Here is a 21633-nt window from a genome sequence, read left to right on the forward strand (position 1 = left end):
AAACAAACTACCGGAAACGATCTCACAAGACCGCCATTAATTGAACGGTATACCGAAAGAAAACTGGAAATATTCCTTTTTATCGCCGGATTTTGCGTTAAGCGGCGCAGCGACACTGAGCACGATAGGCCCAAACGGAGACACCCAAATGCCGGCTAAGCCGGCCGAGTAGCGCAATTCGCTGACATCAAAGGCATCAACGCTCCCAAAGACATTACCGATATCGAAAAAGGTCGCCACACGGACATTTTCTGCCTTCTCGATGAACGGGACCGGCAAGATGAATTGCGTACTCGCCACCGTCTTGAATACGCCGCCACTCGGTTCATCATTGCTGTAGCGCGGCCCCAAGGTATTGGCCTTATAACCACGTACCGAGCGCAAGCCACCCGCGTAGAAATTCTCGAAGAAAGGCACACCGTCAGTGTTACCGTAACCATCGCCGTACCCAATCTCACCGCCCACTGACCAAGTCAACCAACGAGTGAAGGGGAAATAAACGATGCCCCGATAATTCAACTTATAGTACTCAGCCGTGCTGCCCGGCAAGGCGATTTCAGCCGCAACCTGGCTCAAACCACCGCTAGTCGGGAACAGTGCCCGGTCGCGGGTATCATGCGCCCAACTCGCATCCAATTTGAATTGGTCGTAGCTATCGCCGTTGCGCGCAAGATAATCAAGGATTTCAGTGGGCGTATCTTTAGTGGTATCAATCCAGATATGCTCATAGCCGGGGCTTAAGCGCAGGGTATCGAATTCGTTGAGTGGGAATCCAAAAGTGACCTGGCCACCGAAGACATTTTGAATGTAATTGGCCGTATTCAACTTGGAGCTTTCGATATCCCGGTAGTACAGGCGGAACCCAAGACTAACGCCGTCCAGCGTATAATAAGGATTGTTGAAGGAAATGTTGTAGTTTTGGCCGATGTCGCTGTTGTTGAAGACGATACCCAACTGATTGCCGGTTCCCAAAAAGTTGTTCTGGGTAAGGCTGGCATTGAGCAACAAGCCCGATTCCTGGCCGTAACCAATGCCAAACATCAAACTGTTGGAGGAGCGTTCAACAATCGTGTAGTTCACGTCTACCTGATCGTTAGTCCCCGGCACGGCGGGCATTTCGACGTTGACGCTTTCCAGATAATCCAAGCGTTGCAGACGGGTCTTGGAGCGGTCGAGATCCTTGGTTGAGACCCAGCCACCTTCCATTTGGCGCACTTCTCGCCTCAGCACTTCATCTTGTGTCTTGGTGTTACCCTGAAAATTGACGCGCCGCACATAAACCCGCTTGCCGGGATCGACGACAAACGTCAAGGCGACCTTTTTATGCTCATCGTCCACCTGCGGGACGGTGTTGATGTTGGCGAAAGAATAACCTTCCTCACCCAGGCGGTCGCCCATTTTCTTAGCGATCTCAGTCATTTTGGCACGAGAAAATGTCTCCCCCGCTTCCAAAGTGATGAGCTTGCGCAGATCTTCCTGCGGGACGACCCCAAACTCGCCCGCCAATTGGGCATTGTCCAGGATGTAAGGTTCACCCTCGCTGACGTTGATGGTGATGTAGACATCCTGCTTATCGGGGGTGATGGAGACTTGCGTCGATTCCACATTAAATTTCAGATAACCCCGATCTAGATAAAATGAACGCAAGGTTTCCAGGTCGGCCGCCAGTTTCTGCTTGGAATATTGGTCATCCTTGGTGAAGAACGAAAACCAGCCACTCGTGGAGAGCTGGAGTTCCTTTAGCAACTGTTTGTCGCTGAATGCCTTGTTGCCGACAATGTTGATTCGGTTGATGCTGGCGACTTCACCTTCCGCGATATCGATGGTAATAGCCACCCGATTGCGCTCTAGCGCCTGCATCCCGCTTTTGATCCGTACACCGTAGCGACCTCGGCTGTAATATTGCTGGAGTAGCTCCTGCTCCACCTTGTCAAGCAAAGAACGATCAAATACCCGACCTTCCGCCAAGCCAACACCGGTTAATGCTTTTTTGAGATCATCCGTACTGATGTCTTTATTACCGGTGATTTTGACTTCGGCGATGGCCGGCCGCTCGGTGACGGTCACCACCAACACGTTGTCTCGGCGCTCCAGGTTCACATCGGCGAAAAAGCCGGTTTTGAACAGTGCACGGATCAGTTCCGGATAGTCCTTTTCGGACACGGTGGAACCTACCTGCACCGGCAGATAATTGAAAACCGTACCGGCAGAGATGCGTTGTAGGCCTTCGACCTGAATATCTTTAACCACAAAATCGGCGGCTTCCGCCCCAGAGACGGCAGCCGAGAACATGAGAAAAATCAGAAAATAACGATACGCTTTCATAAGCGAGCGGCCACTCCACGCGCCGGGGTTGGCGATCTCATCCCAGCAGACGGCTGAAATCATTGAACAAGGCAAGCCCCATCAGCAACAGCAACACGGCAATACCGACTTGTTGTCCCACATTTTGGATACCATCCGACAGCGGACTGCCTTTGATGAATTCAATCAGGTAATAAAGGACATGGCCCCCATCAAGCACCGGGACCGGTAACAGGTTGAGCACCCCTAAACTGAGACTGACCAACGCCAGCATTGAAATAAAGGCAATGCCGCCCGCGCTTGCGGCCTGGCCCGCAACCTGAGCAATCGTCAGCGGGCCACTGATATTATCCAGAGACGCTTTGCCCACTAACATGCGGCCCAGCACACGCAAGGTCAACAGCGACATATCCCACGTTTTCTCAAACGCCGCGCCCAGCGCTGCCAACGGCCCGTAACGTACCACGACCTGTAAGTCACGGGCCAGATCCTCCGGTATATGGGCGAGAGCACCGATAAAGCCGACCGCTTGTGCAGCACCATGACTGCTTTGCTTAACGGCGGGCGTAATCTCTAAGACCTGCTCGCTGCCGTCGCGCTCAATGCGAATTTTGAAGGTCTGCCCTGGGCGCCGCTCAACGATACTGCGCCAGTGACCCCAGTCGGTAATCGGCTCACCTTCGGCGGCGAGAAGATGATCACCGGCTTGCAAGCCCGCTTGCTCGGCCGCGCTGCCGGGCATGACCTGGCCAATCACGGCCGGTAAGATCGGTCGCAAGGGCACCAGCCCCACGCTCTCGAAAACCAGCGTCGAATCGGCCAATTCGGGTGCATCGCGAACATCCAGTGTGCGGATTTTTCCGAGGCGCCGATCCAGGCCACCGGCAGCGGCCTCACAACCCATCTCGCAATCGGGCAATACCTCAACCCGAATCACGTCTTCCGCCATGGCCCGATCCACCAAAGCCAGCAAGACCGCGCTCAATGTCGGGGTCGGCTGGCCATCAATTGAAATGATCTGATCGCCCTTTTGAAATCCACCGGCGGCGGCCAGCGAAGCGGGTTTTGGCTGGTCTAAAACCGGCTTGGTGCCGGGGACTCCGACCATGAACATTGCGGTATAGGCAAGCACGGCAAACGCCAAATTGAACAACGGTCCAGCCAAAACGATAGCGATACGGGTACTCACCGGCTTGCGGTTGAAAGCGAACGGCAATTCCTCAGACCGCACCTCACCTTCGCGTTCGTCCAGCATCTTCACGTAGCCGCCCAGTGGTAAGGCGGCGATCACATATTCCACGCCATCCCTGCCGTACCGCTGCCAGAGAGGGCGACCGAAGCCGACGGAAAATCGCAACACCTTGACACCTAAGCGACGCGCTACCCAGAAATGACCGAACTCATGGACGGTGATCAACAACCCTAACGTGACCGCGAACGCCAATACCGAAATGAGCGAATCGATCATCTAAGCCCCTCCCGCCCGCGCCGCGATCCACTCGCAAGCCACTGAGCGTGCCAGGGCATCGTCTGCCAAAATCTGCTGCAAGGTATCTGCCGCATGGCCGGTAACACGGGCCAATACCTGTTCGACAGCGACGGCGATCTCGGTAAAGCGGAGTTTCCCCTCAAGAAAGGCTTGCACAGCCACTTCGTTGGCTGCGTTGAGGATCGTCGGTGCGGTCCCGCCGACCGCTAACGCCGCGAAGGCCAACCGTAAACAGGGGAACTGTGTAAAATCAGGCGCTTGGAAATCCAGGCGACCCAAACGCGCAAAATCCAGAAACGCCACCCCCGACGCCAAGCGGCGTGGCCACGCCAAGGCGTGAGCAATGGGGGTACGCATGTCGGGATTACCCAGTTGCGCCAACACGGAACCGTCCTCGTATTCCACCATGGAGTGAATGATGCTTTGCGGATGAATCACGACCTCAATCTGCTCCGGTGCAGCGCCGAACAACCAATGGGCTTCGATGACTTCCAGTCCTTTGTTCATCATGGTCGCGGAATCGACGGAAATCTTCCGGCCCATACTCCAATTCGGATGGGCACACGCCTGCTCCGGGGTCACATCCGCCAATCGCTCCGGGGCGGTCAACCGAAACGGTCCACCGGAACCGGTTAGCAGAATCCGGCGGATTCCTGCTTTACCGAGACCATCGGTTGCAAACCCTGACGGTAGACATTGGAAAATGGCATTGTGTTCACTGTCGATAGGCAACAACTCTGCGCCATGCTCCCGCACCGCCGCCATGAACAGCGGCCCAGCCATCACCAGCGCTTCCTTATTGGCCAGCAACACCCGCTTACGGGCGCGCGCCGCCGCCAGCGTGGGCAATAAGCCAGCCGCACCGACGATGGCTGCCATCACATAATCCGTTGCGGGCAAGGACGCAACCCGCTCCAGACCGGCCAATCCCGCCAGCACCTCCACGGGTCGCCCCACCGCTTGCAAGCGATCTCGCAACCGGTCGGCCGCCATAGCATCGGCCATCACCGCATAAAGAGGATTGTGGCTCAAGCACTGCGCGAAGAGGGCCTCATCATTACGGTTGGCAGTCAAAGCAATGACCCGAAACCGGCTATCGTGACGCCCGATGACATCCAGCGTACTGGCGCCGACCGATCCGGTCGAGCCTAGAATAGTCAGGCCGATAGGCTCGTTCATCCACGCAGCCCGTAGAGGCCCAACAAAAACACCGGCACGGCGGCAGTCAGACTATCCACTCGATCAAGCACGCCACCATGGCCAGGCAACAGCGAACCGCTGTCTTTCAAGCCGCGCTGACGTTTCAACATGCTCTCGAACAAATCACCCGCGATGGAGAAGCCGACGGTGACCATGGAAAGGACGACAAACCCAAGCCAAGGCACACGCACCTCAAGCACCGCCGCCCCGATCAGCGCAAAGGCCAACGCCGCCAGGGCAGCGCCCCAGACCCCTTCCCAGGTCTTACCCGGACTGATACTGAGCGCGAGCTTGCGCTGCCCCCAGCGCCGACCGGCAAAATACGCACCGCTATCGGCCACCCAGATCAAAAACAACAAAAACAGCACATAGCCGGCCCCAAACTCGCTACGCAACACCAACAGACCTGCCCAGGGCGCTACCAGTGCGACCAAACCCGCAATTGCAATCATAACGGTGGGGTCGCGTCGGTCTGGAGAATCTGTGTAACGCCACATCCAGAGCAAGGCGAGACACCAGCACACCACAATCGCGAGTAACAGACCCGTGACCCAGCCCGCACTACCCAGCAGCGGCCAAATCAGCAGAATAAGAACCAAGACGGCGGTGCAATACAGCGCCCGCTCGCGGCTGTGCTCGAAGCCAGCCAGCAGCGCCCACTCCCACGCAGCAGGCAAAATGATCGCCAGTAACGCCACGCCAAACCACGCGACCGGCACTTTCACCACGACCCAGACCACAATCAACGCCAGAACGACTGCGGTGATGACCCGTTGTTTAAGCATCGTCTTGCCGCGCCGTCTGCTCGTTGGTTAAACCGAAGCGCCGCTGCCGTCCCGCAAAGGCCGCGCACGCGGTCTCAAGATCATCGACATCGAAATCCGGCCACAAGCGGTCGGTGAAATACAGCTCGGTATAGGCCATTTGCCAGAGCAGGAAATTGCTGATCCGCAATTCGCCCGCTGTACGGATGAATAAATCCGGCTCCGGCACATCCGCCAAACAAACGAAGCGCTGCAATAATTCGGGAGTGATGTCAGCGGGTTGCAAACGGCCGGCTGCAACCTCCTCGGTGGCGCGCCGTGCCGCCTGGGCGATATCCCAACGACCGCCATAATTGGCGGCGATCACCAGGGTCAGACCGGTGTTAGCAGCAGTTCGGCGCTGGGCTTTGGCGATGTAATCTTGCAAGGTAGCTGAAAAAGCGTTGGGATCGCCGATGAAACGCAAGCGGATGTTGGCATTGTCCAACCGGCGAATCTCGGCACGCAACGTGGTCAGGAACAGGCTCATCAAAACCTCGATTTCCCGACGCGGCCGGCCCCAGTTTTCGCTGCTGAAGGCGAACAAGGTCAGCACTTCGATCCCGCGCTCACTGCACGCCTGCACGACCCGCCGTACAGCTTTGGCGCCTTCCCGATGGCCAGCCGTGCGCGGCAGAGATTGCCGTTGCGCCCAACGCCCGTTGCCGTCCATAACGATGGCCACATGGCGAGGCCAACAGTCCCGCGCGGTCACCTCGGAGCGTTCAGCCGACATCAGACCCTAGCCTCGCCCAGTCATTCATCACAGCAAGCGGCGACGCGAGTGCTCAGATTTCCATCAGCTCGGCTTCCTTAGCCGCTAACACCTTCTCCACCTCTTGAATGTGGTGATCAGTGAGTTTTTGTACTTCATCCTGGGTCTGCCGTTCCGCATCCTCACTGATCTTCTTATCTTTCAGCAGTGCCTTGAGCTGATTATTGGCATCCCGGCGGATATTGCGGATGGCCACCTTGGCGCCTTCTCCCTCATGTCGGACGATCTTGACCAGATCGCGGCGGCGCTCTTCGGTCAGCGGGGGCAATGGCACCCGAATGGTCGTGCCAGCCGAGGACGGATTGAGGCCCAGATCAGACTTGAGAATCGCCTTCTCGATAGGCCCAATCAGGTTTTTCTCCCAGGGAGTTACCAGCAGCGTGCGGGCATCCACCACCCCAACCGAGGCGACCTGATTGAGCGGCACATCCGAACCGTAATAACTCACCGTCACATGATCCAGCAGGCTTGCGTGCGCCCGCCCCGTGCGCAGCTTGGTCAATTCCTGCTTTAAGCTATCAACACTTTTTGCCATCCGGCCAGTGGCTTCTTTTTTGAGGTCGTCGATCATGTCATCCCCGTGACTACAGTACCTATGGCCTCGCCACAGACGACCCGGACCAGATCACCGTGGCGGTTGATGTTAAAAACTTTCAGCGGCATCGCGTGCTCGCGGCACAGGACAATGGCGGTAGCGTCCATCACCTGAAGCTTGCGCGCTAAAACCTCGTCGTAACTGAGTTGCCCATAGCGAACCGCCGTCGGGTCCTTGTTGGGATCAGCGGAATAAACCCCGTCTACCTTAGTGGCCTTGAGCATCACCTCGGCACTGATCTCAATCGCCCGCAAGCTGGCGGCGGAGTCTGTGGTGAAAAACGGATTGCCAGTACCCGCTGCAAAAATCACCACTCGGCCTTTCTCCAAATGGCGGATGGCACGCCGACGGATGTAATCCTCGCACACCTGATTCACCCGCACGGCCGACATGACGCGCGTGAATACGCCGACCCGTTCCAGGGTATCCTGCATCGCCAGCGAATTCATCACCGTGGCGAGCATCCCCATGTGATCAGCGGTCACCCGATCCATGCCGGCCTTGGCCAATCCTTCACCACGAAACAGATTACCACCACCGATGACCATGCCGACTTCGACACCGAGTTGGCGCAATTCTCCAATCTCGCCGGCGATGCGCGCGAGTACTCCGGTATCAATGCCGTATTCGCCCTCCCCCATCAGTGCTTCACCACTCAGCTTGAGGAGAATCCGCTTGTACATGGGCCTGGCATCTTGGATCGGCATCGGCACAACCTGAAAGGTCGAAAATAGGCGGATTTTACTGCATTAACCAGCAAAGCAGGAGAAGATCGGCGCCAGGGCAGCAGCACCGATCTGTTGATTTAATCGCCGCGTACCTGCGCCATCACCTCGGCGGCAAAATTGTCGGCCTTCTTCTCGATACCCTCGCCCAGCTCGAAACGCTCGAAGCGGACAATCTTGGCCTGGTGGGAACCCAGAAGTTCCTCCACGCTCTGGTCGGGGTTTTTGACGAACGCCTGGCCCAGCAACGTGATCGACTCTAGATATTTCCGCAGTTTGCCTTCAACGATCTTGCCGACGATTTTCTCAATGACGTGAGCCGGCTTATCCTTGGCCTCTTCTGTGGCTTGGGCGGCATAAATCTCTTTTTCCTTAGCGATCAGGCCAGCCGGTACCTGCTCCGCGCTGACGCACAGCGGCCGGCTGGCAGCGATATGCATTGCGATGTCCTTGGCCAGTTCTGCATCGCCACCGTCCAATTCCACCAGCACGCCGATACGAGTACCGTGCAGGTAGCAGCCTAAAACCCCTTTGTCGCTGGCGAAACGGGCAACCCGGCGGACGTTGATGTTCTCGCCGATTTTGGCAATGCAGTCGCGCCGATTACGCTCGACGCTTTGGCCATCAGCCATAGGCGCAGCGAGCAAAGCATCCAGATCAGCCACGTCGTGGGTCAGCGCCGTTTGCGTCACGGCATCGACGAAGGTGCGAAAATCATCATTCTTGGTGACGAAATCGGTTTCACAATTGATCTCGGCCATCGCCGCCACGCCAGGCGTCTGTTTAATCGCGATCAAGCCCTCAGCAGCGACCCGACTCGCCTTCTTGTCGGCCTTGGCCTGGCCGGCCTTGCGCATCAGCTCAACCGCCGCTTCGATATCACCGCCCGTTTCTTGCAGCGCTCTCTTGCACTCCATCATCCCCGAACCGGTGCGTTCGCGCAGTTCCTTAACGAGTGCCGCCGTAATGTCCGCCATACTTAAATACCTCTACCAAAACCGAAACAAAATAGAACCGAATCGATGAAACCGCGCTGAACAACCCGCTACTGAAAAGGCGAGAGTGCTCAAAACCCGCGAGGATTATGAGCAACCCTGGCCGTAGCGCTCAGGCGCCGTCTTCAGCAGGCGCGGGATCTTCGGGAATTTCGACAAATTCTTCCTCGGCACTGCGACCTGAGGTCATTACAGCACGGCCTTCGAGCGCGGCCTCGGCCACGCCGCCGACATAGAGTTGAATCGCGCGGATGGCGTCATCGTTGCCGGGGATCACATAGTTCACCCCGTCAGGGGAGTTGTTGCTATCGACCACGCCAAGCACGGGAATTCCCAGCTTGTTGGCCTCCTGAACCGCGATTCGCTCGTGGCCGACATCGATCACGAATAAAGCATCCGGTAAGCTGGCCATATCCTTAATGCCGCCCAAGCTGCGCTCCAGTTTGTCCATTTCGCGCCGCAAACCGATGACTTCTTTCTTGGCCAAGCGATCAAAAGTGCCGTCCTGCGCCATCAGCTCCAGTTCTTTGAGCCGTTTGATCGACTGACGGACGGTTTTGAAATTGGTCAACATCCCGCCGAGCCAGCGGTGATTGACATAAGGCATTCCAGCACAGATGGCGGCTTCGGCGGTTGGCTCACGGGCGGAGCGCTTGGTCCCCACCAAGAGCACCTTGCCACCTTTCGAGACGATCTTGCCGACGTAATTGAGGGCATCAAGATAAAGTGGCAGCGTTTTTTCCAGGTTGATGATATGGATTTTGCTGCGCGCCCCGAAAATATACGGGGCCATCTTAGGATTCCAGTAGCGGGTCTGATGGCCGAAATGAACGCCGGCCTCCAGCATCTGGCGCATAGAAATAGTCGCCATGATTGAAGTTTCTCCAACAGATTTAGGGTTAAGCCTCCATCCGCCCCGGGGGGCAACCGCATACGGGCACCCGGCCACCCGTGCCGGCGGATGTGCGAAGTCACTCACGATCATCGAATTAAATCGAACGAAGGTTTGCCATTAAGGCGGGCGCTTTATAACATGGATTGTTTGGGAACACCAATTGAACCGCCACCCGGCAGGCACGGTCCCAATCCGCAACATCGTTTACAAGCCCCACATTTTTATCAGGCGACTTTCCACAGCAGATCGAAATCCAATGTTTCAAAGATCCCCGCAAAAACCGAAGAGCATCACCCGCAAAACCGCTGAAGAGATCGAAAAAATGCGGGTGGCCGGCCGATTGGCGGCCGAGGTGCTGGATATGATCGGCCCTCATGTCGTGGAAGGCGTCACGACTGAAGAGCTGGATCAGCTTTGTCATGATTTCATCGTCAACGTGCAAGAGGCGATTCCGGCGCCGTTGAATTACCGTGGTTTCCCTAAATCGATCTGTACCTCAGTCAATCATGTAGTCTGTCATGGCATTCCAGGGCCAAAGAAGCTGAAAAAAGGCGATGTGGTCAACCTCGACATCACCGTGATCAAGGACGGCTTTCACGGTGATACCAGCCGCATGTTCCAGATAGGTACCCCATCGGTTGCCGCCCAGCGCGTGACCCGCATCGCCTACGAATGCCTGTGCATCGGGGTGCAGATGGTGCGGCCCGGCATCCGTCTCGGCGATATTGGCCATGCCATCCAAAAATATGCCGAGTCCCACCATTGCTCGGTGGTACGCGAATATTGTGGTCACGGCATCGGCCGGGATTTCCACGAGGAGCCGCAAGTATTGCACTATGGCGAACCCGGCGTGGGAGTCGAGCTATTTCCCGGCATGACCTTTACCATCGAACCGATGATTAATGCCGGCAAGCGCCACGTCAAACTGTTATCCGACGGTTGGACCGTCGTGACCAAGGACCACTCCCTCTCGGCCCAGTGGGAACACACCGTCCTGGTCACGGAGACCAGCCACGAGATTCTCACGCTGAGTCCTGGCACCACGCTCTAGGCTGGCCCTTATCCCCTTTTCGGAGAAACGATCATGGCCGCATCATCGGATATCGCGCCGCCACCGACTCACTCTGTCGCTGCGCCCGCGCCCATCCAACTCTTGCGCCATTTCGCCGATTGGAGTGAAACCGACGTCTTCGATGTGCCTGCTTTTGCGCGCGAGTTGGCCGAGAACCCCAACCGACTCTCCACGTTCCGCAGAGCACTGCAACAAGGCGATGCAGCCCTGAAAGCTGCCTTCCAGGAAGAGATTCCCGCTCATCAGCTCGTCCCAGCTCGTGCCTGCTTGATGGATGCTTTGCTAAAAGGCATCTGGCAACACCACGTTGCGCAGACAGCAGCCGATCTCGCCTTGATCGCGGTGGGCGGCTACGGCCGTGGTGAACTCCATCCAGGATCGGATATCGACATCATGATCCTGCTAGCACCCAGCGCCCTTGATGTCCACCGTGCCAGCATGGAAAGCTTTCTGACTTTTCTCTGGGATATTGGCCTGGACGTGGGCCACAGTGTGCGCACCGTCGAAGATTGCGCGCGCGAGGGTGCTGCCGATATTACGGTGGCAACCAGTTTGATGGAAGCTCGGCTACTGACCGGCTCGGCGAACCTATTGGAGCAAATGCGGGCGATTACCGGCCCTGACCGTATTTGGCCGGATAGCGCGTTTTTTGAAGCCAAACAACACGAACGGTGGAGTCGTTGCCACAAATATAATGAAACCGCCTTCACCCTTGAACCCAACATCAAGGACAGCCCAGGCGGCCTGCGGGATCTGCATATGATCGGCTGGGTCGCCAAGCGCCATTTCGGTGCTGGGACTTTGCACGAATTAGTCGATCATGCTTTCCTGAGCCAGAGCGAATATGATGAATTAATCGAATGCCGCAACTTTCTTTGGCAGGTGCGCTTCGCCCTCCACATCCTTACAGGGCGCCGCGAAGATCAACTCTTATTCGATCACCAACGGCGCATCGCACAGCAATTCGGCTACCAGGATCAAGAGCAAAATCTGGCCGTCGAACAGTTCATGCAACGCTATTATCGCACCGTCAATACCCTCTCACAGTTGAACGAAATGCTGCTTCAACTGTTCGCGGAAGCCATCCTATCAGCCGACGACCCCGACGAACCCCAGCCGATCAATCGCCGCTTCCAGGCCCGTCGGGGTTATCTTGAAGTCATTCGGCCGAATATCTTTCTCCGTTATCCGTTTGCCTTGCTGGAAATTTTCCAGGTTCTACAACAATACCCCGACCTCAAAGGTATCCGCGCCAGCACGATCCGGCTCATCCGTGACCATCGGCTTTTGATTGACGATAAATTCCGCAACGATGTCCGCACCCGCAGTTTGTTTATGGAAATTCTGCGCGAGCCTTACGGTGTGACGCAGCAATTACGGTTGATGAATGCCTACGGGGTGTTACCCGCTTATCTGCCCGAATTTGGCCATATCAACGGCCGTATGCAGTACGATCTGTTTCACGCCTATACCGTCGATCAGCACATTCTGTTCGTAGTGCGTAACCTGCGGCGGTTTTTCCTGCCGCAATACGCTCACGAGTTGCCCAATTGCAGCGCGATCATGGACCGCCTACCCAAACCGGAATTGCTCTATATCGCGGGCCTGTATCACGATATTGCCAAAGGGCGGGGTGGCGATCATTCCGAACTCGGTGCCTGGGATGCCGTGCGATTTTGCCGCCAGCACAGTTTGAGTTCGTTTGACACTCGGTTGGTGGCATGGCTGGTACGGCATCACCTCACCTTATCGCTGACCGCGCAGAAAAAAGACATCTACGATCCTGAAGTCATCAACGACTTTGCCCGTTTGATGGGCGATCAGATGCATTTGGACTATCTGTATCTGCTGACCGTTGCCGACATTCGCGCCACCAATCCGAAACTGTGGAACACCTGGCGCAATTCACTGTTATGGCAACTGTATCAATCGACCCGTCGCGCGCTGCGCCAGGGTTTGGATAATCCCATCGATAAGGAAGGACGCATTCGGGAAGTGCAACTACAGGCTCGCCAACAACTGAGTCTCACCAAAATCGATGGCGAGCGCATCGATCAGGTCTGGGAGGGGTTCGGCGACGATTATTTCCTGCGCCATTCGGTCGATGAAATTACTTGGCACACCCGCGCGATTCTGAAAAAAAAGCATGATCCACGCCCGTTGGTGATGTCTCGCGATGATCCAAGCCGGGGCGGCACAGAGATTTTCATTTATACCCGCGATCAGGACAATCTGTTCGCACTGATTACCTCCATTCTCGACCAACTGGGGCTGACGATTCTTGATGCCCGCATCATCACGGGCCACAGTGGTTACACCCTGGACAGTTTCACCGTTCTGGAAGATTCAGGAGCACCGCTTCAGGAACGGAGCCGGACCAAGGAAATCATCACCACCCTCCTGCACCATCTCCAGCAGCCGGATGCTGTGCCGCTGCGCCCCAGTCGCCATATATCACGGATTCAAAAAGCCTTTCAGATCGCAACCGTCGTGTCGTTCCGCGAGGATTTTGCCAATAGTCGCACCATGGTGGAATTGGTGTCTTGGGATCGGCCGGGCTTGCTCTGTCGGGTCGGGCAAGCGTTTATGGACTGCGGGGTGCAACTGCACAACGCCAAGATTGCCACCATTGGCGCGCGGGCGGAGGATATTTTCTTCGTTACCGACCGGGAAAATCGCATTCTCAACGATTCAAAAAAATATGCCGAGCTGCGCGAGGCGCTGGTCGAGCAACTGGACTCCGAGAATCCCTAACGCTTGGGTGCCTGGATACTTGTGATGACAACGCCTGCATTTAACCTCTCCGGCCTGCCTGCCTATAGCACCCTAGATCTAGGGCGTATCGAAGCAAACAATGAGCAATTGCTGACTGAAAATCGAGCCGAAATTGAGCGTTTGCTGGCTGCCAACACGATCTATAGTTGGGATAATTTGCTTGGGCCGCTGGAGGAATTGGAAGACCGTCTACATAAAATGTGGTCTCCAATCAGCCATTTGCATTCGGTACTCGATTCTGAGCAGTTACGAGCGGCTTACAACGCCTGCCTACCTAAGCGCAGCGCCTACTTTACGGATCTGGGTCAACACGAGGGCCTGTACCGGGCGTATCAACAAATCGCCGATGGAGCCGAGTATTCCCGTCTCGATTCCGCACAGCGCAAGATTATCGCAAACGCCCTGCGCGATTTTCGCCTATCGGGCATCGCTCTACCCCCTGTACAGCAAGGACGCTACAAGGCTATCCAGCAAGAGTTGACACAACTGAATGCGAAGTTTGCCGAAAATGTGTTGGACGCGACCCAAGGCTGGACTAAACACCTAACCGATGAAGCGCAACTGGCCGGGTTGCCGGAATCGGCGCGGGCGCTCGCTCGGCAGACTGCCCATCAACGGGGCTTGGAAGGTTGGCTGCTGACGTTGGAGTTACCGTCCTATCTGCCAGCGATGAATTACGCCGATGAGCGCGAGCTGCGGCGCGAACTGTATTGGGCGTATTGCACCCGCGCCTCCGACCAAGGGCCTAATGCTGGCCGCTGGGATAATGGCCCCGTGTTGGAGCGTATCTTGGCGCTGCGGCACGAATTAGCGCAGTTGTTAGCATTTAAGGATTACAGCGAATACTCTCTTGCCACCAAAATGGCTAGCTCGCCTGATCAGGTCTTAAACTTCCTCGCCGATTTAGCCGACCGCGCCCGACCGCAAGCGCAACGCGAATTGGAGGAACTACGCGAGTTCGCCCGTCATCACTTCGGGATAGATGAGCTGGCAACCTGGGATATCGGTTACTACTCGGAAAAGCTGCGCCAGCACCGCTATCAACTGTCACAAGAAGAATTGCGACCTTACTTTCCGCTGAGCCGCGTCCTCCCCGGACTCTTCGCGGTCGTTGAACGGTTATTCGGTATCACAATCCGCCCGCTGAATGGCATTGACCTTTGGCATCCCGATGTGCGGACCTACGAAATCATTGATTCATCTGGCAATCCCCAGGGCTATTTCTACCTGGATCTTTATGCCCGCCCCAACAAACGCGGTGGCGCCTGGATGGACGGCTGTTTGGCGCGGCGGTTAATAGAGAATCGAGTACGACTGCCAGCGGCCTATCTGGTTTGTAACTTCACGCCGCCGGTGGGCAATGATCCGGCCTTGTTGACTCACAATGACGTGGTGACGATGTTCCATGAATTCGGCCATGGCTTGCATCATCTGCTGACCGAAGTCGATTATGCACCCGTCGCCGGAATTCACGGTGTGGAATGGGATGCAGTGGAATTGCCCAGCCAATTCTTGGAAAACTGGTGCTGGTCGCGCGAGGCGTTGGCCTTGCTATCTGGACATTACCAAACCGGTCACCCGTTAACGGAAGAACTGTATCAGCGGATGTTGGCCGCTAAAAACTTTCAGAGCGGGATCTTGATGGTTCGGCAACTGGAATTCGGCCTCTTCGATTTCCGGCTGCATCGCAACGACGATCCAGCCCAGAGCGGCCGCGTACAGCAGGTGCTGAACGAGGTCCGCCAACAGGTAGCAATCATCATTCCGCCGCCCTGGAACCGTTTTGCCAATGCGTTCACCCATATTTTTGCCGGCGGCTATGCGGCAGGCTATTACAGTTATAAATGGGCAGAGGTGTTATCAGCCGACGCATTTAGCGCGTTCGAGGAGAATGGTCTCTTTGATCGGCCGACAGGCACCCGTTTCCGGGAAGCCATTTTGGCGGTGGGTGGCTCGCGCCCCGCTCTAGACAGCTTTATCGCCTTCCGGGGACGTGAACCGCACATTGCACCTTTACTGCGGCTGAGCGGGATTGCGGCTTGAAGAATGCTGAATTCCGCCTTGGCATTAGCGTCCTGGCTGCGAGACTCCAGGGGCAGGATAGCGCCATACGTTTTTTATTTGCACCCAGCACAGAAATTCCGCTGCCTTCAAGATTCCAGCTTCCGCCGCAAATAACCGCCGCCAAACCGCCGCACATCCGTTGCCGACATCCCGGCCAGGCGCGCGGCCTCCAGCCCAGAATCGGCATCCTCGAAAACCTGGCAAAGCGATGCGTTGATACCCAGTCGGCGGGCGGCCTCCAAAAATAACGCTGGATCGGGTTTGGGTGGAAAACCGTCATCGGCCGTCAGTACGACGGTAAACAAATCGCTAAGGCCGGCAGCCCGCAAGGCCCGTTCGACATTAGGTCGATTGCTACCGGAAACCACAGCCATCGGCAACCGACCGGCATAGCGCCGAGCCAGCGTGGCCACCGGCTCCAAGGGCTTCGCCCGATCCAGCAGGGCGTGGGTCCGCCGTTCCTTGTCGGCTGTGAATCGTTCCACATCAAGAGAACAGCCAAATTCCGCGTTGTACAACGCAACAATCACATCGGTCGGCTTGCCGTTGTGCCGGACTAAAAAATCCAACGGGCACGACAAGTCCAACGCCCCGAACGTCTCTTGCCAAGCGGCGTAGTGCAAAGGCAAGGTATCGACCAGGGTCCCATCGCAATCGAAAATCAACCCTTGAACTCCCTCATCAACCGACAAAACCACAGCGGCCGGGTGTTCTATCACGGCTAGGCGCCTCCCTGGCGCGACGGTGGCAGATTGCCCGCTAGCGGTGCCGGCTTTTCTTCTTCTTGCGGCTCCTCAATCATTTCCAGCGACAACCCCGTACCGCTGGAGCGGCTAGCAGCCGGCGCTCCATCCGATAGCGTAATCCGCAAACGCAGATTATTGGCCGAATCGGCGTTCTTGATCGCCTCATCAAAGGTGATCTTGCCGGCTTTATGGAGCGCAAACAGCGCCTGATCGAATGTCTGCATACCGAGGCCTGTGGATTTTTCCATGATTTCCTTCAAGCCGCCCATCTCGCCACGCTTGATCAGCGTTTCGACCATCGGTGAATGCAGCAAAATCTCAATGGCCGCGACCCGCTTTCCGTCCACGGTCGGGATTAAGCGCTGTGAAACGAAGGCGCGTAAATTGCTCGACAGGTCCGTCAACAACTGCGGCCGCCGTTCCTCAGGGAAAAAGTTGATGATGCGATCCAGGGCTTGATTAGCGCTATTGGCGTGCAAGGTGGAAATGGCCAAGTGACCGGTTTCGGCGAAAGCCAAGGCGTGTTCCATGGTGTCGCGGTCGCGGATTTCCCCGATCAAGATGACATCTGGCGCCTGCCGCAAGGTGTTCTTAAGGGCATCGGCGTAACTGAGGGTATCCACCCCAACCTCGCGCTGGTTGATAACAGAGCGCTTGTGCCGGTGGACAAACTCAATGGGATCTTCGATGGTGATGATATGGCCACCGCTGTTGCTGTTGCGATGATCGATCAATGCCGCCAAGGAAGTCGATTTACCGGAACCGGTACCGCCAACAAACAGGATCAAGCCGCGCTTTTCCATGATGACTCGAGTCAAGATCTCCGGCAGACCCAAATCGATAACTGTCGGAATCTCGGTCTTGATATTCCGAATCACCATAGAGATTTCGCCGCGCTGCCTGAAAATATTGATCCGAAAGCGGCCAACCCCGGTCTCACTGACCGCCAGGTTCATTTCCAGGGTTTTCTCGAACTCGGCGATTTGAGCTGCATCCATGACCGAATAAGCGATTTCCTTCACCCGGCCTGGTGAGAGCGGATCTTTGTCCAACATGCGCAAGACCCCCTGAAACTTGCCGCAGGGTGGCGCCCCCGTACTAAGATAAATGTCTGAGCCATCCCGACGGGCCAGGATCAGTAACAAATCCTTTAAATCGATCTTGTGGTCTTTTGACGTCATTCAATTCACCTGGAGAAATCATCGATGGTGGCCATGCAACCCCGCAGTGCGAATCGCCCGCCCAGCACCGTCTGGGGCAACCGCGTAGCCGCTACGCCGCCGTTGCGTTCAAGTGCGGTTGGCCGGTCGCCGGTGTGGCGTGCGGCCACGCGGGCGGTGCTCACCACCGGAAAACGGCGGTCGCCGCCGTTCCAGACGCTTGGCCGGTTTGTATTCCAAGAGCAGTTCTTCGCTCACCGGCAGGGTCGGGATCTTCTGGCCAATAAAATCCTCAATCTCCGGCAGCGAATAGACATACTCCTCGCACGCGAAACTAATTGCATCGCCGCTGGCGCCGATGCGGGCTGTGCGACCGATGCGATGAACGTAATCTTCCCGATCCTGCGGCAGATCGAAATTAATGACGTGCGTGACATCCGGGATGTGCAAGCCACGCGCTGCGACATCCGTTGCCACCAGAATCGGCAGCTCACCGCGCTGAAAAGATTCTAGCAAGCGTAATCGCTTATTTTGCGGGATATCGCCCGACAGGACTTCTGCCTCGTAACCGTTGCCCAGCAAGTAGCCACTCACTCGATCCGCCGCGCGCTTGGTGTTGACGAAAATCATCGTGCGTTTAGGATCTTGCTGGTGCAGCACGCCCAGCAGCAAGGAAATCTTGTCATGGGCCGAAACATGGTATAGCGACTGGCGCACTTTGTCGGCGGTCACATACTCGGTTTCGATCCGAATGACCTGTGGGTCATTCATGTGCTCATAGGCCAACTCCATGACCCGATTGCTCAACGTCGCAGAAAACAGCATGTTGATACGCTGGCCGGGGGGTGGCATCTTGCGCAACAGATAGCGGATATCGGCGATAAAACCCAGATCGAACATCCGATCCGCTTCATCGAGTACCACCACCTCAATGTCAGAGAGTCGGTAAACCCCCTGTTTGAAGTAATCGATCAACCGGCCAGGAGTGCCGATCAGTACATCCACCCCGCTTTCAAGCTGGCGGCGCTGGCTGTCATAACCGGTACCACCATAGACAGCGGCAAATCGGAGGCCGGTGTAGCGGCCGATCAGTTCGGCATCCCGATGGATTTGCACTGCCAACTCACGAGTCGGCGCAAGGATCATGGCCCACGGCCCAACCGCATCGTCAGCGGCGGGCGTCTCCATCAGATAATGCAAGGTAGCCAATAAAAACGCCGCTGTCTTACCGGTGCCGGTCTGGGCTTGGCCGGCGATATCTTGACCTTGCAGGGCAAGCGGCAAGGTGGCGGCCTGAATGGGCGTACAGTGAATAAAACCGGCATCCTCCAGGCTTTCCAACAGCGGATCACTCAGTCCGAGTGAAGAAAACAACACAGAAGTCAAATGGTCTTTTTGCATGAATAAATGATAATCCCGAGGCGACAGGATGCGGGGATCAATCCAGATGCCCGATTCGGACAACGTGAAACTGAAAGAAAAGTGTTCCCCAGTGCGATATTTTGCCACAATATCCTTATGTCGAACGCCGGGGGATCATGGTTTTTAACGCCGCCCGCGGAAATCGGTTCGTTGAAATCCGTCTGATCCAGCCCCATTTCTTCGGTTCCCGCTGCTCTGAATCGCCCTACCGGCGATCCACCGCTTCGCTAATTATTTCACATTTGGAGTATTTCCCATGAGCGAGCATATTTTGCATGTGACCGACGGCTCCTTCGAAGCCGAGGTTTTGAAAGCCGATCAGCCAGTCCTCGTCGATTACTGGGCTGAGTGGTGCGGCCCTTGCCGGATGATTGGCCCAATCCTGGACGAGATTGCCGGAGAATATGCAGGTCGCGTTAAAATCTGCAAGCTGAACGTGGACGAAAATCAGAAGACGCCCCCTAAATACGGTATTCGCGGCATCCCGACACTGATGCTGTTTCGCAACGGTAATGTCGAAGCCACCAAAGTAGGCGCTTTGTCCAAATCGCAGCTCGTGGCCTTTCTCGACAACAGCTTACGCTAAGGTTTTAGCGCGGCGTTTGCTCAAGAGGTAGACGCCGTTTCGCGGCCGTGCTAGCTTAACCGCCACGCCGCGCTCGCCATCTCAGCCATCGCTTCCGACACCATTCCGCTCCTGACCTCTTTCCGAGACGCGAACCCTGGACCCCTCCCCCACCGGCGCCTTCTTGCCAGCGCCAGTCGCTTCGAGCACCTATCTTCCATGAATCTGACCGAACTTAAAAAGAAATCTCCCGCTGAACTGATTGCTATCGCGCAGGAACTCAAACTCGAAGGGATGGCGCGCTCCCGCAAACAAGACGTAATCTTCGGTATCCTCAAAGCCCTGGCCAAGAGCGGCGAGGATATTTCCGGCGATGGCGTGTTGGAAATCTTGCAAGATGGCTTCGGCTTTCTGCGCTCGGCCGACAGCTCTTATCTAGCCGGTCCAGACGATATTTACGTTTCACCCAGCCAGATCCGCCGCTTCAATCTACGCACTGGCGACACGGTGAGCGGCAAGATTCGCCCTCCCAAGGAAGGCGAACGCTATTTCGCGCTTTTGAAGGTCGGCGACATCAATTTCGAACCGCCGGAAGTCTCCAAAAACAAGGTGCTGTTTGAGAATCTAACACCGCTGCACGCCGACGAACGGCTGACCCTGGAACGCGGCAACGGTAGCACCGAGGATATTACAGCGCGGGTCATCGACCTCATTGCGCCCATCGGCAAGGGCCAGCGCGGCTTGATCGTCTCGCCGCCCAAGGCCGGTAAGACCATGATGTTGCAAAACATCGCGCAAAGCATCGCCACCAACCACCCCGAATGCTATCTGATCGTGCTACTGATCGACGAGCGGCCGGAGGAAGTAACCGAGATGCAACGCTCGGTACGTGGTGAGGTGATCGCCAGCACGTTTGACGAACCGGCCACCCGTCACACCCAGGTCGCGGAAATGGTCAGCGACAAGGCCAAACGACTGGTTGAGCACAAGCGTGATGTGGTGATCCTGCTCGATTCCATCACTCGACTGGCGCGTGCTTATAACACCGTGGTGCCCGCTTCCGGCAAGGTGCTGACTGGCGGCGTTGATGCCAATGCCTTGCAAAAGCCCAAGCGGTTTTTTGGGGCGGCACGTAATATCGAGGAAGGCGGCTCACTAACGATCATCGCCACCACGCTGATTGATACTGGATCGCGCATGGATGATGTAATTTACGAAGAATTCAAAGGCACCGGTAACATGGAAATCCATCTTGACCGGCGCATTTCCGAAAAACGGGTCTTTCCTGCCATCGATATCAACCGCTCCGGCACGCGGCGTGAAGAATTGCTCACCGATCCAGACGATTTGCAGAAGATGTGGATTTTGCGCAAGCTGCTGCATCCCATGGATGAGTTGCAGGCGATGGAATTCATGTTGGAACGCCTTAAGGCTAATAAGACCAATAAGGAATTCTTCGAGGCCATGAAACGCTGATGCAGCCTCTTCCTCATGCTCTCAACAGGTCTTGATCGATCATGAATACGGCCACCGACTCTGCTGATTTCCAAACACCGCGCCGTCCGACCCTGCCCTCATTGCTCGCCCTGCCTTTCTCCCTGATTCCCAGCTCCGTCCATTCTACTGTGCTGATGACGGCTTTGAATCGGCTGTTGGCCACGTACATTCGTGAGGGAGAGTTCGAGTTTCTGCGGGATCGGGTGCTGGCGATTCAGGTGCGCGATGCCAAGATCACTTATCAGATCCGTTATGCCGGCCCTGCCGGTTTCATCGCCTGCCAGAGCAGCGAAAAGCCGGATTTATCGATCAGCGGAACGATCTACGACTTTATGGCGCTGGCCACCCGCCGCGAGGATTCCGATACCTTATTCTTCAACCGACGGGTCGTCATGGAAGGTGATACTGCGCTGGGATTGGAATTGAAGAACTGGCTTGACGGAATGGATTTTGAAGCCATGGGTAGACCGTTGACTGTGCTGTTGAATACCACCAATCACCTGATAGGTGCTTACGAGCGATTCCGGCGCTAAGCCATACAAACCGCTCTG

Annotated in this window: 18 protein-coding genes; 6 read left to right on the top strand and 12 right to left on the bottom strand. The window is 56.3% G+C overall.

Features of this window, described 5'->3' with window-relative positions:
• Positions 1–36: 36 nt before the first annotated feature.
• From bamA to rpsB, 9 genes are all read right to left on the bottom strand, one after another.
• A complete protein-coding gene (bamA, locus tag BN873_RS13635) occupies positions 37–2325 on the bottom strand; it encodes an outer membrane protein assembly factor BamA (protein ID WP_048674606.1) in 2289 nt (762 codons plus the stop codon).
• Between the two features lie 37 nt (positions 2326–2362).
• A complete protein-coding gene (gene rseP / locus BN873_RS13640; RefSeq protein ID WP_071244237.1) occupies positions 2363–3772 on the bottom strand; it encodes an RIP metalloprotease RseP in 1410 nt (469 codons plus the stop codon).
• On the bottom strand, positions 3773–4972 hold the full coding sequence (gene ispC / locus BN873_RS13645; RefSeq protein WP_048674609.1) for a 1-deoxy-D-xylulose-5-phosphate reductoisomerase: 1200 nt from the start codon (positions 4970–4972) through the stop codon (positions 3773–3775). It abuts the gene before it with no gap.
• Entirely contained in the window at positions 4969–5778 is an 810-nt protein-coding gene (locus BN873_RS13650; protein ID WP_048674612.1) for a phosphatidate cytidylyltransferase, read from the bottom strand. Before BN873_RS13650 ends, ispC begins: the two co-directional genes overlap by 4 nt.
• Positions 5771–6532 carry a polyprenyl diphosphate synthase gene (gene uppS, locus BN873_RS13655; protein ID WP_048674615.1) on the bottom strand — a complete coding sequence of 254 codons (762 nt, stop codon included), beginning with the start codon at positions 6530–6532 and terminating at the stop codon, positions 5771–5773. The genes BN873_RS13650 and uppS overlap by 8 nt, the downstream gene beginning before the upstream one ends.
• Positions 6533–6584: 52 nt before the next feature.
• A complete protein-coding gene (gene frr / locus BN873_RS13660) occupies positions 6585–7142 on the bottom strand; it encodes a ribosome recycling factor (RefSeq protein ID WP_048674618.1) in 558 nt (185 codons plus the stop codon).
• A complete protein-coding gene (gene pyrH / locus BN873_RS13665) occupies positions 7139–7873 on the bottom strand; it encodes a UMP kinase (RefSeq protein ID WP_048674621.1) in 735 nt (244 codons plus the stop codon). Before pyrH ends, frr begins: the two co-directional genes overlap by 4 nt.
• 98 nt (positions 7874–7971) lie before the next feature.
• Complete coding sequence (tsf, locus tag BN873_RS13670) at positions 7972–8868, bottom strand: translation elongation factor Ts (RefSeq protein ID WP_048674625.1); 897 nt, start codon at positions 8866–8868, stop codon at positions 7972–7974.
• A gap of 130 nt (positions 8869–8998) precedes the next feature.
• Positions 8999–9757 (bottom strand): 30S ribosomal protein S2, encoded by a 759-nt coding sequence (gene rpsB / locus BN873_RS13675; protein ID WP_048674628.1) that lies wholly within the window; start codon positions 9755–9757, stop codon positions 8999–9001.
• A 280-nt stretch (positions 9758–10037) separates the two neighbouring features.
• Here rpsB and map point away from each other — a divergent pair, with 280 nt between their 5' ends.
• From map to prlC, 3 genes are read left to right on the top strand one after another with little or no spacing between them, the layout of a single operon-like run.
• Positions 10038–10832 carry a type I methionyl aminopeptidase gene (gene map, locus BN873_RS13680; RefSeq protein ID WP_048674631.1) on the top strand — a complete coding sequence of 265 codons (795 nt, stop codon included), beginning with the start codon at positions 10038–10040 and terminating at the stop codon, positions 10830–10832.
• A 33-nt stretch (positions 10833–10865) separates the two neighbouring features.
• A complete protein-coding gene (glnD, locus tag BN873_RS13685) occupies positions 10866–13607 on the top strand; it encodes a [protein-PII] uridylyltransferase (protein WP_082161291.1) in 2742 nt (913 codons plus the stop codon).
• A 24-nt stretch (positions 13608–13631) separates the two neighbouring features.
• Positions 13632–15671, top strand: a complete 2040-nt coding sequence (prlC, locus tag BN873_RS13690) for an oligopeptidase A (protein WP_048674634.1) — start codon at positions 13632–13634, stop codon at positions 15669–15671.
• 107 nt (positions 15672–15778) lie between these two features.
• Here prlC and BN873_RS13695 read toward each other — a convergent pair whose 3' ends face one another.
• The 3 genes from BN873_RS13695 to BN873_RS13705 all read right to left on the bottom strand — a co-directional run bounded on the left by BN873_RS13695 (position 15779) and on the right by BN873_RS13705 (position 18999).
• Positions 15779–16411: an HAD family hydrolase gene (locus tag BN873_RS13695; RefSeq protein WP_048674637.1), complete on the bottom strand. Its 633-nt coding sequence runs from the start codon at positions 16409–16411 to the stop codon at positions 15779–15781.
• 2 nt (positions 16412–16413) lie between these two features.
• Positions 16414–17598 (bottom strand): PilT/PilU family type 4a pilus ATPase, encoded by a 1185-nt coding sequence (locus BN873_RS13700; RefSeq protein WP_071244252.1) that lies wholly within the window; start codon positions 17596–17598, stop codon positions 16414–16416.
• Positions 17599–17727: 129 nt separating this feature from the next.
• Positions 17728–18999, bottom strand: a complete 1272-nt coding sequence (locus BN873_RS13705) for a DEAD/DEAH box helicase (RefSeq protein ID WP_048674773.1) — start codon at positions 18997–18999, stop codon at positions 17728–17730.
• Between the two features lie 277 nt (positions 19000–19276).
• On the opposite strand from BN873_RS13705, the gene trxA reads away from it, so the two are divergent.
• The 3 genes from trxA (at position 19277) to ubiT (ending at position 21615) form a co-directional block, all read left to right on the top strand.
• Positions 19277–19606 carry a thioredoxin TrxA gene (gene trxA / locus BN873_RS13710; protein ID WP_048674643.1) on the top strand — a complete coding sequence of 110 codons (330 nt, stop codon included), beginning with the start codon at positions 19277–19279 and terminating at the stop codon, positions 19604–19606.
• 198 nt (positions 19607–19804) lie between these two features.
• A complete protein-coding gene (rho, locus tag BN873_RS13715) occupies positions 19805–21061 on the top strand; it encodes a transcription termination factor Rho (RefSeq protein WP_048674646.1) in 1257 nt (418 codons plus the stop codon).
• 41 nt (positions 21062–21102) lie between these two features.
• Positions 21103–21615 carry a ubiquinone anaerobic biosynthesis accessory factor UbiT gene (gene ubiT / locus BN873_RS13720; protein WP_048674648.1) on the top strand — a complete coding sequence of 171 codons (513 nt, stop codon included), beginning with the start codon at positions 21103–21105 and terminating at the stop codon, positions 21613–21615.
• The last annotated feature ends 18 nt before the right edge of the window (positions 21616–21633 follow it).

Origin of the sequence: Candidatus Competibacter denitrificans Run_A_D11 (assembly GCF_001051235.1) — a bacterium.
Lineage (GTDB): Bacteria > Pseudomonadota > Gammaproteobacteria > Competibacterales > Competibacteraceae > Competibacter_A > Competibacter_A denitrificans.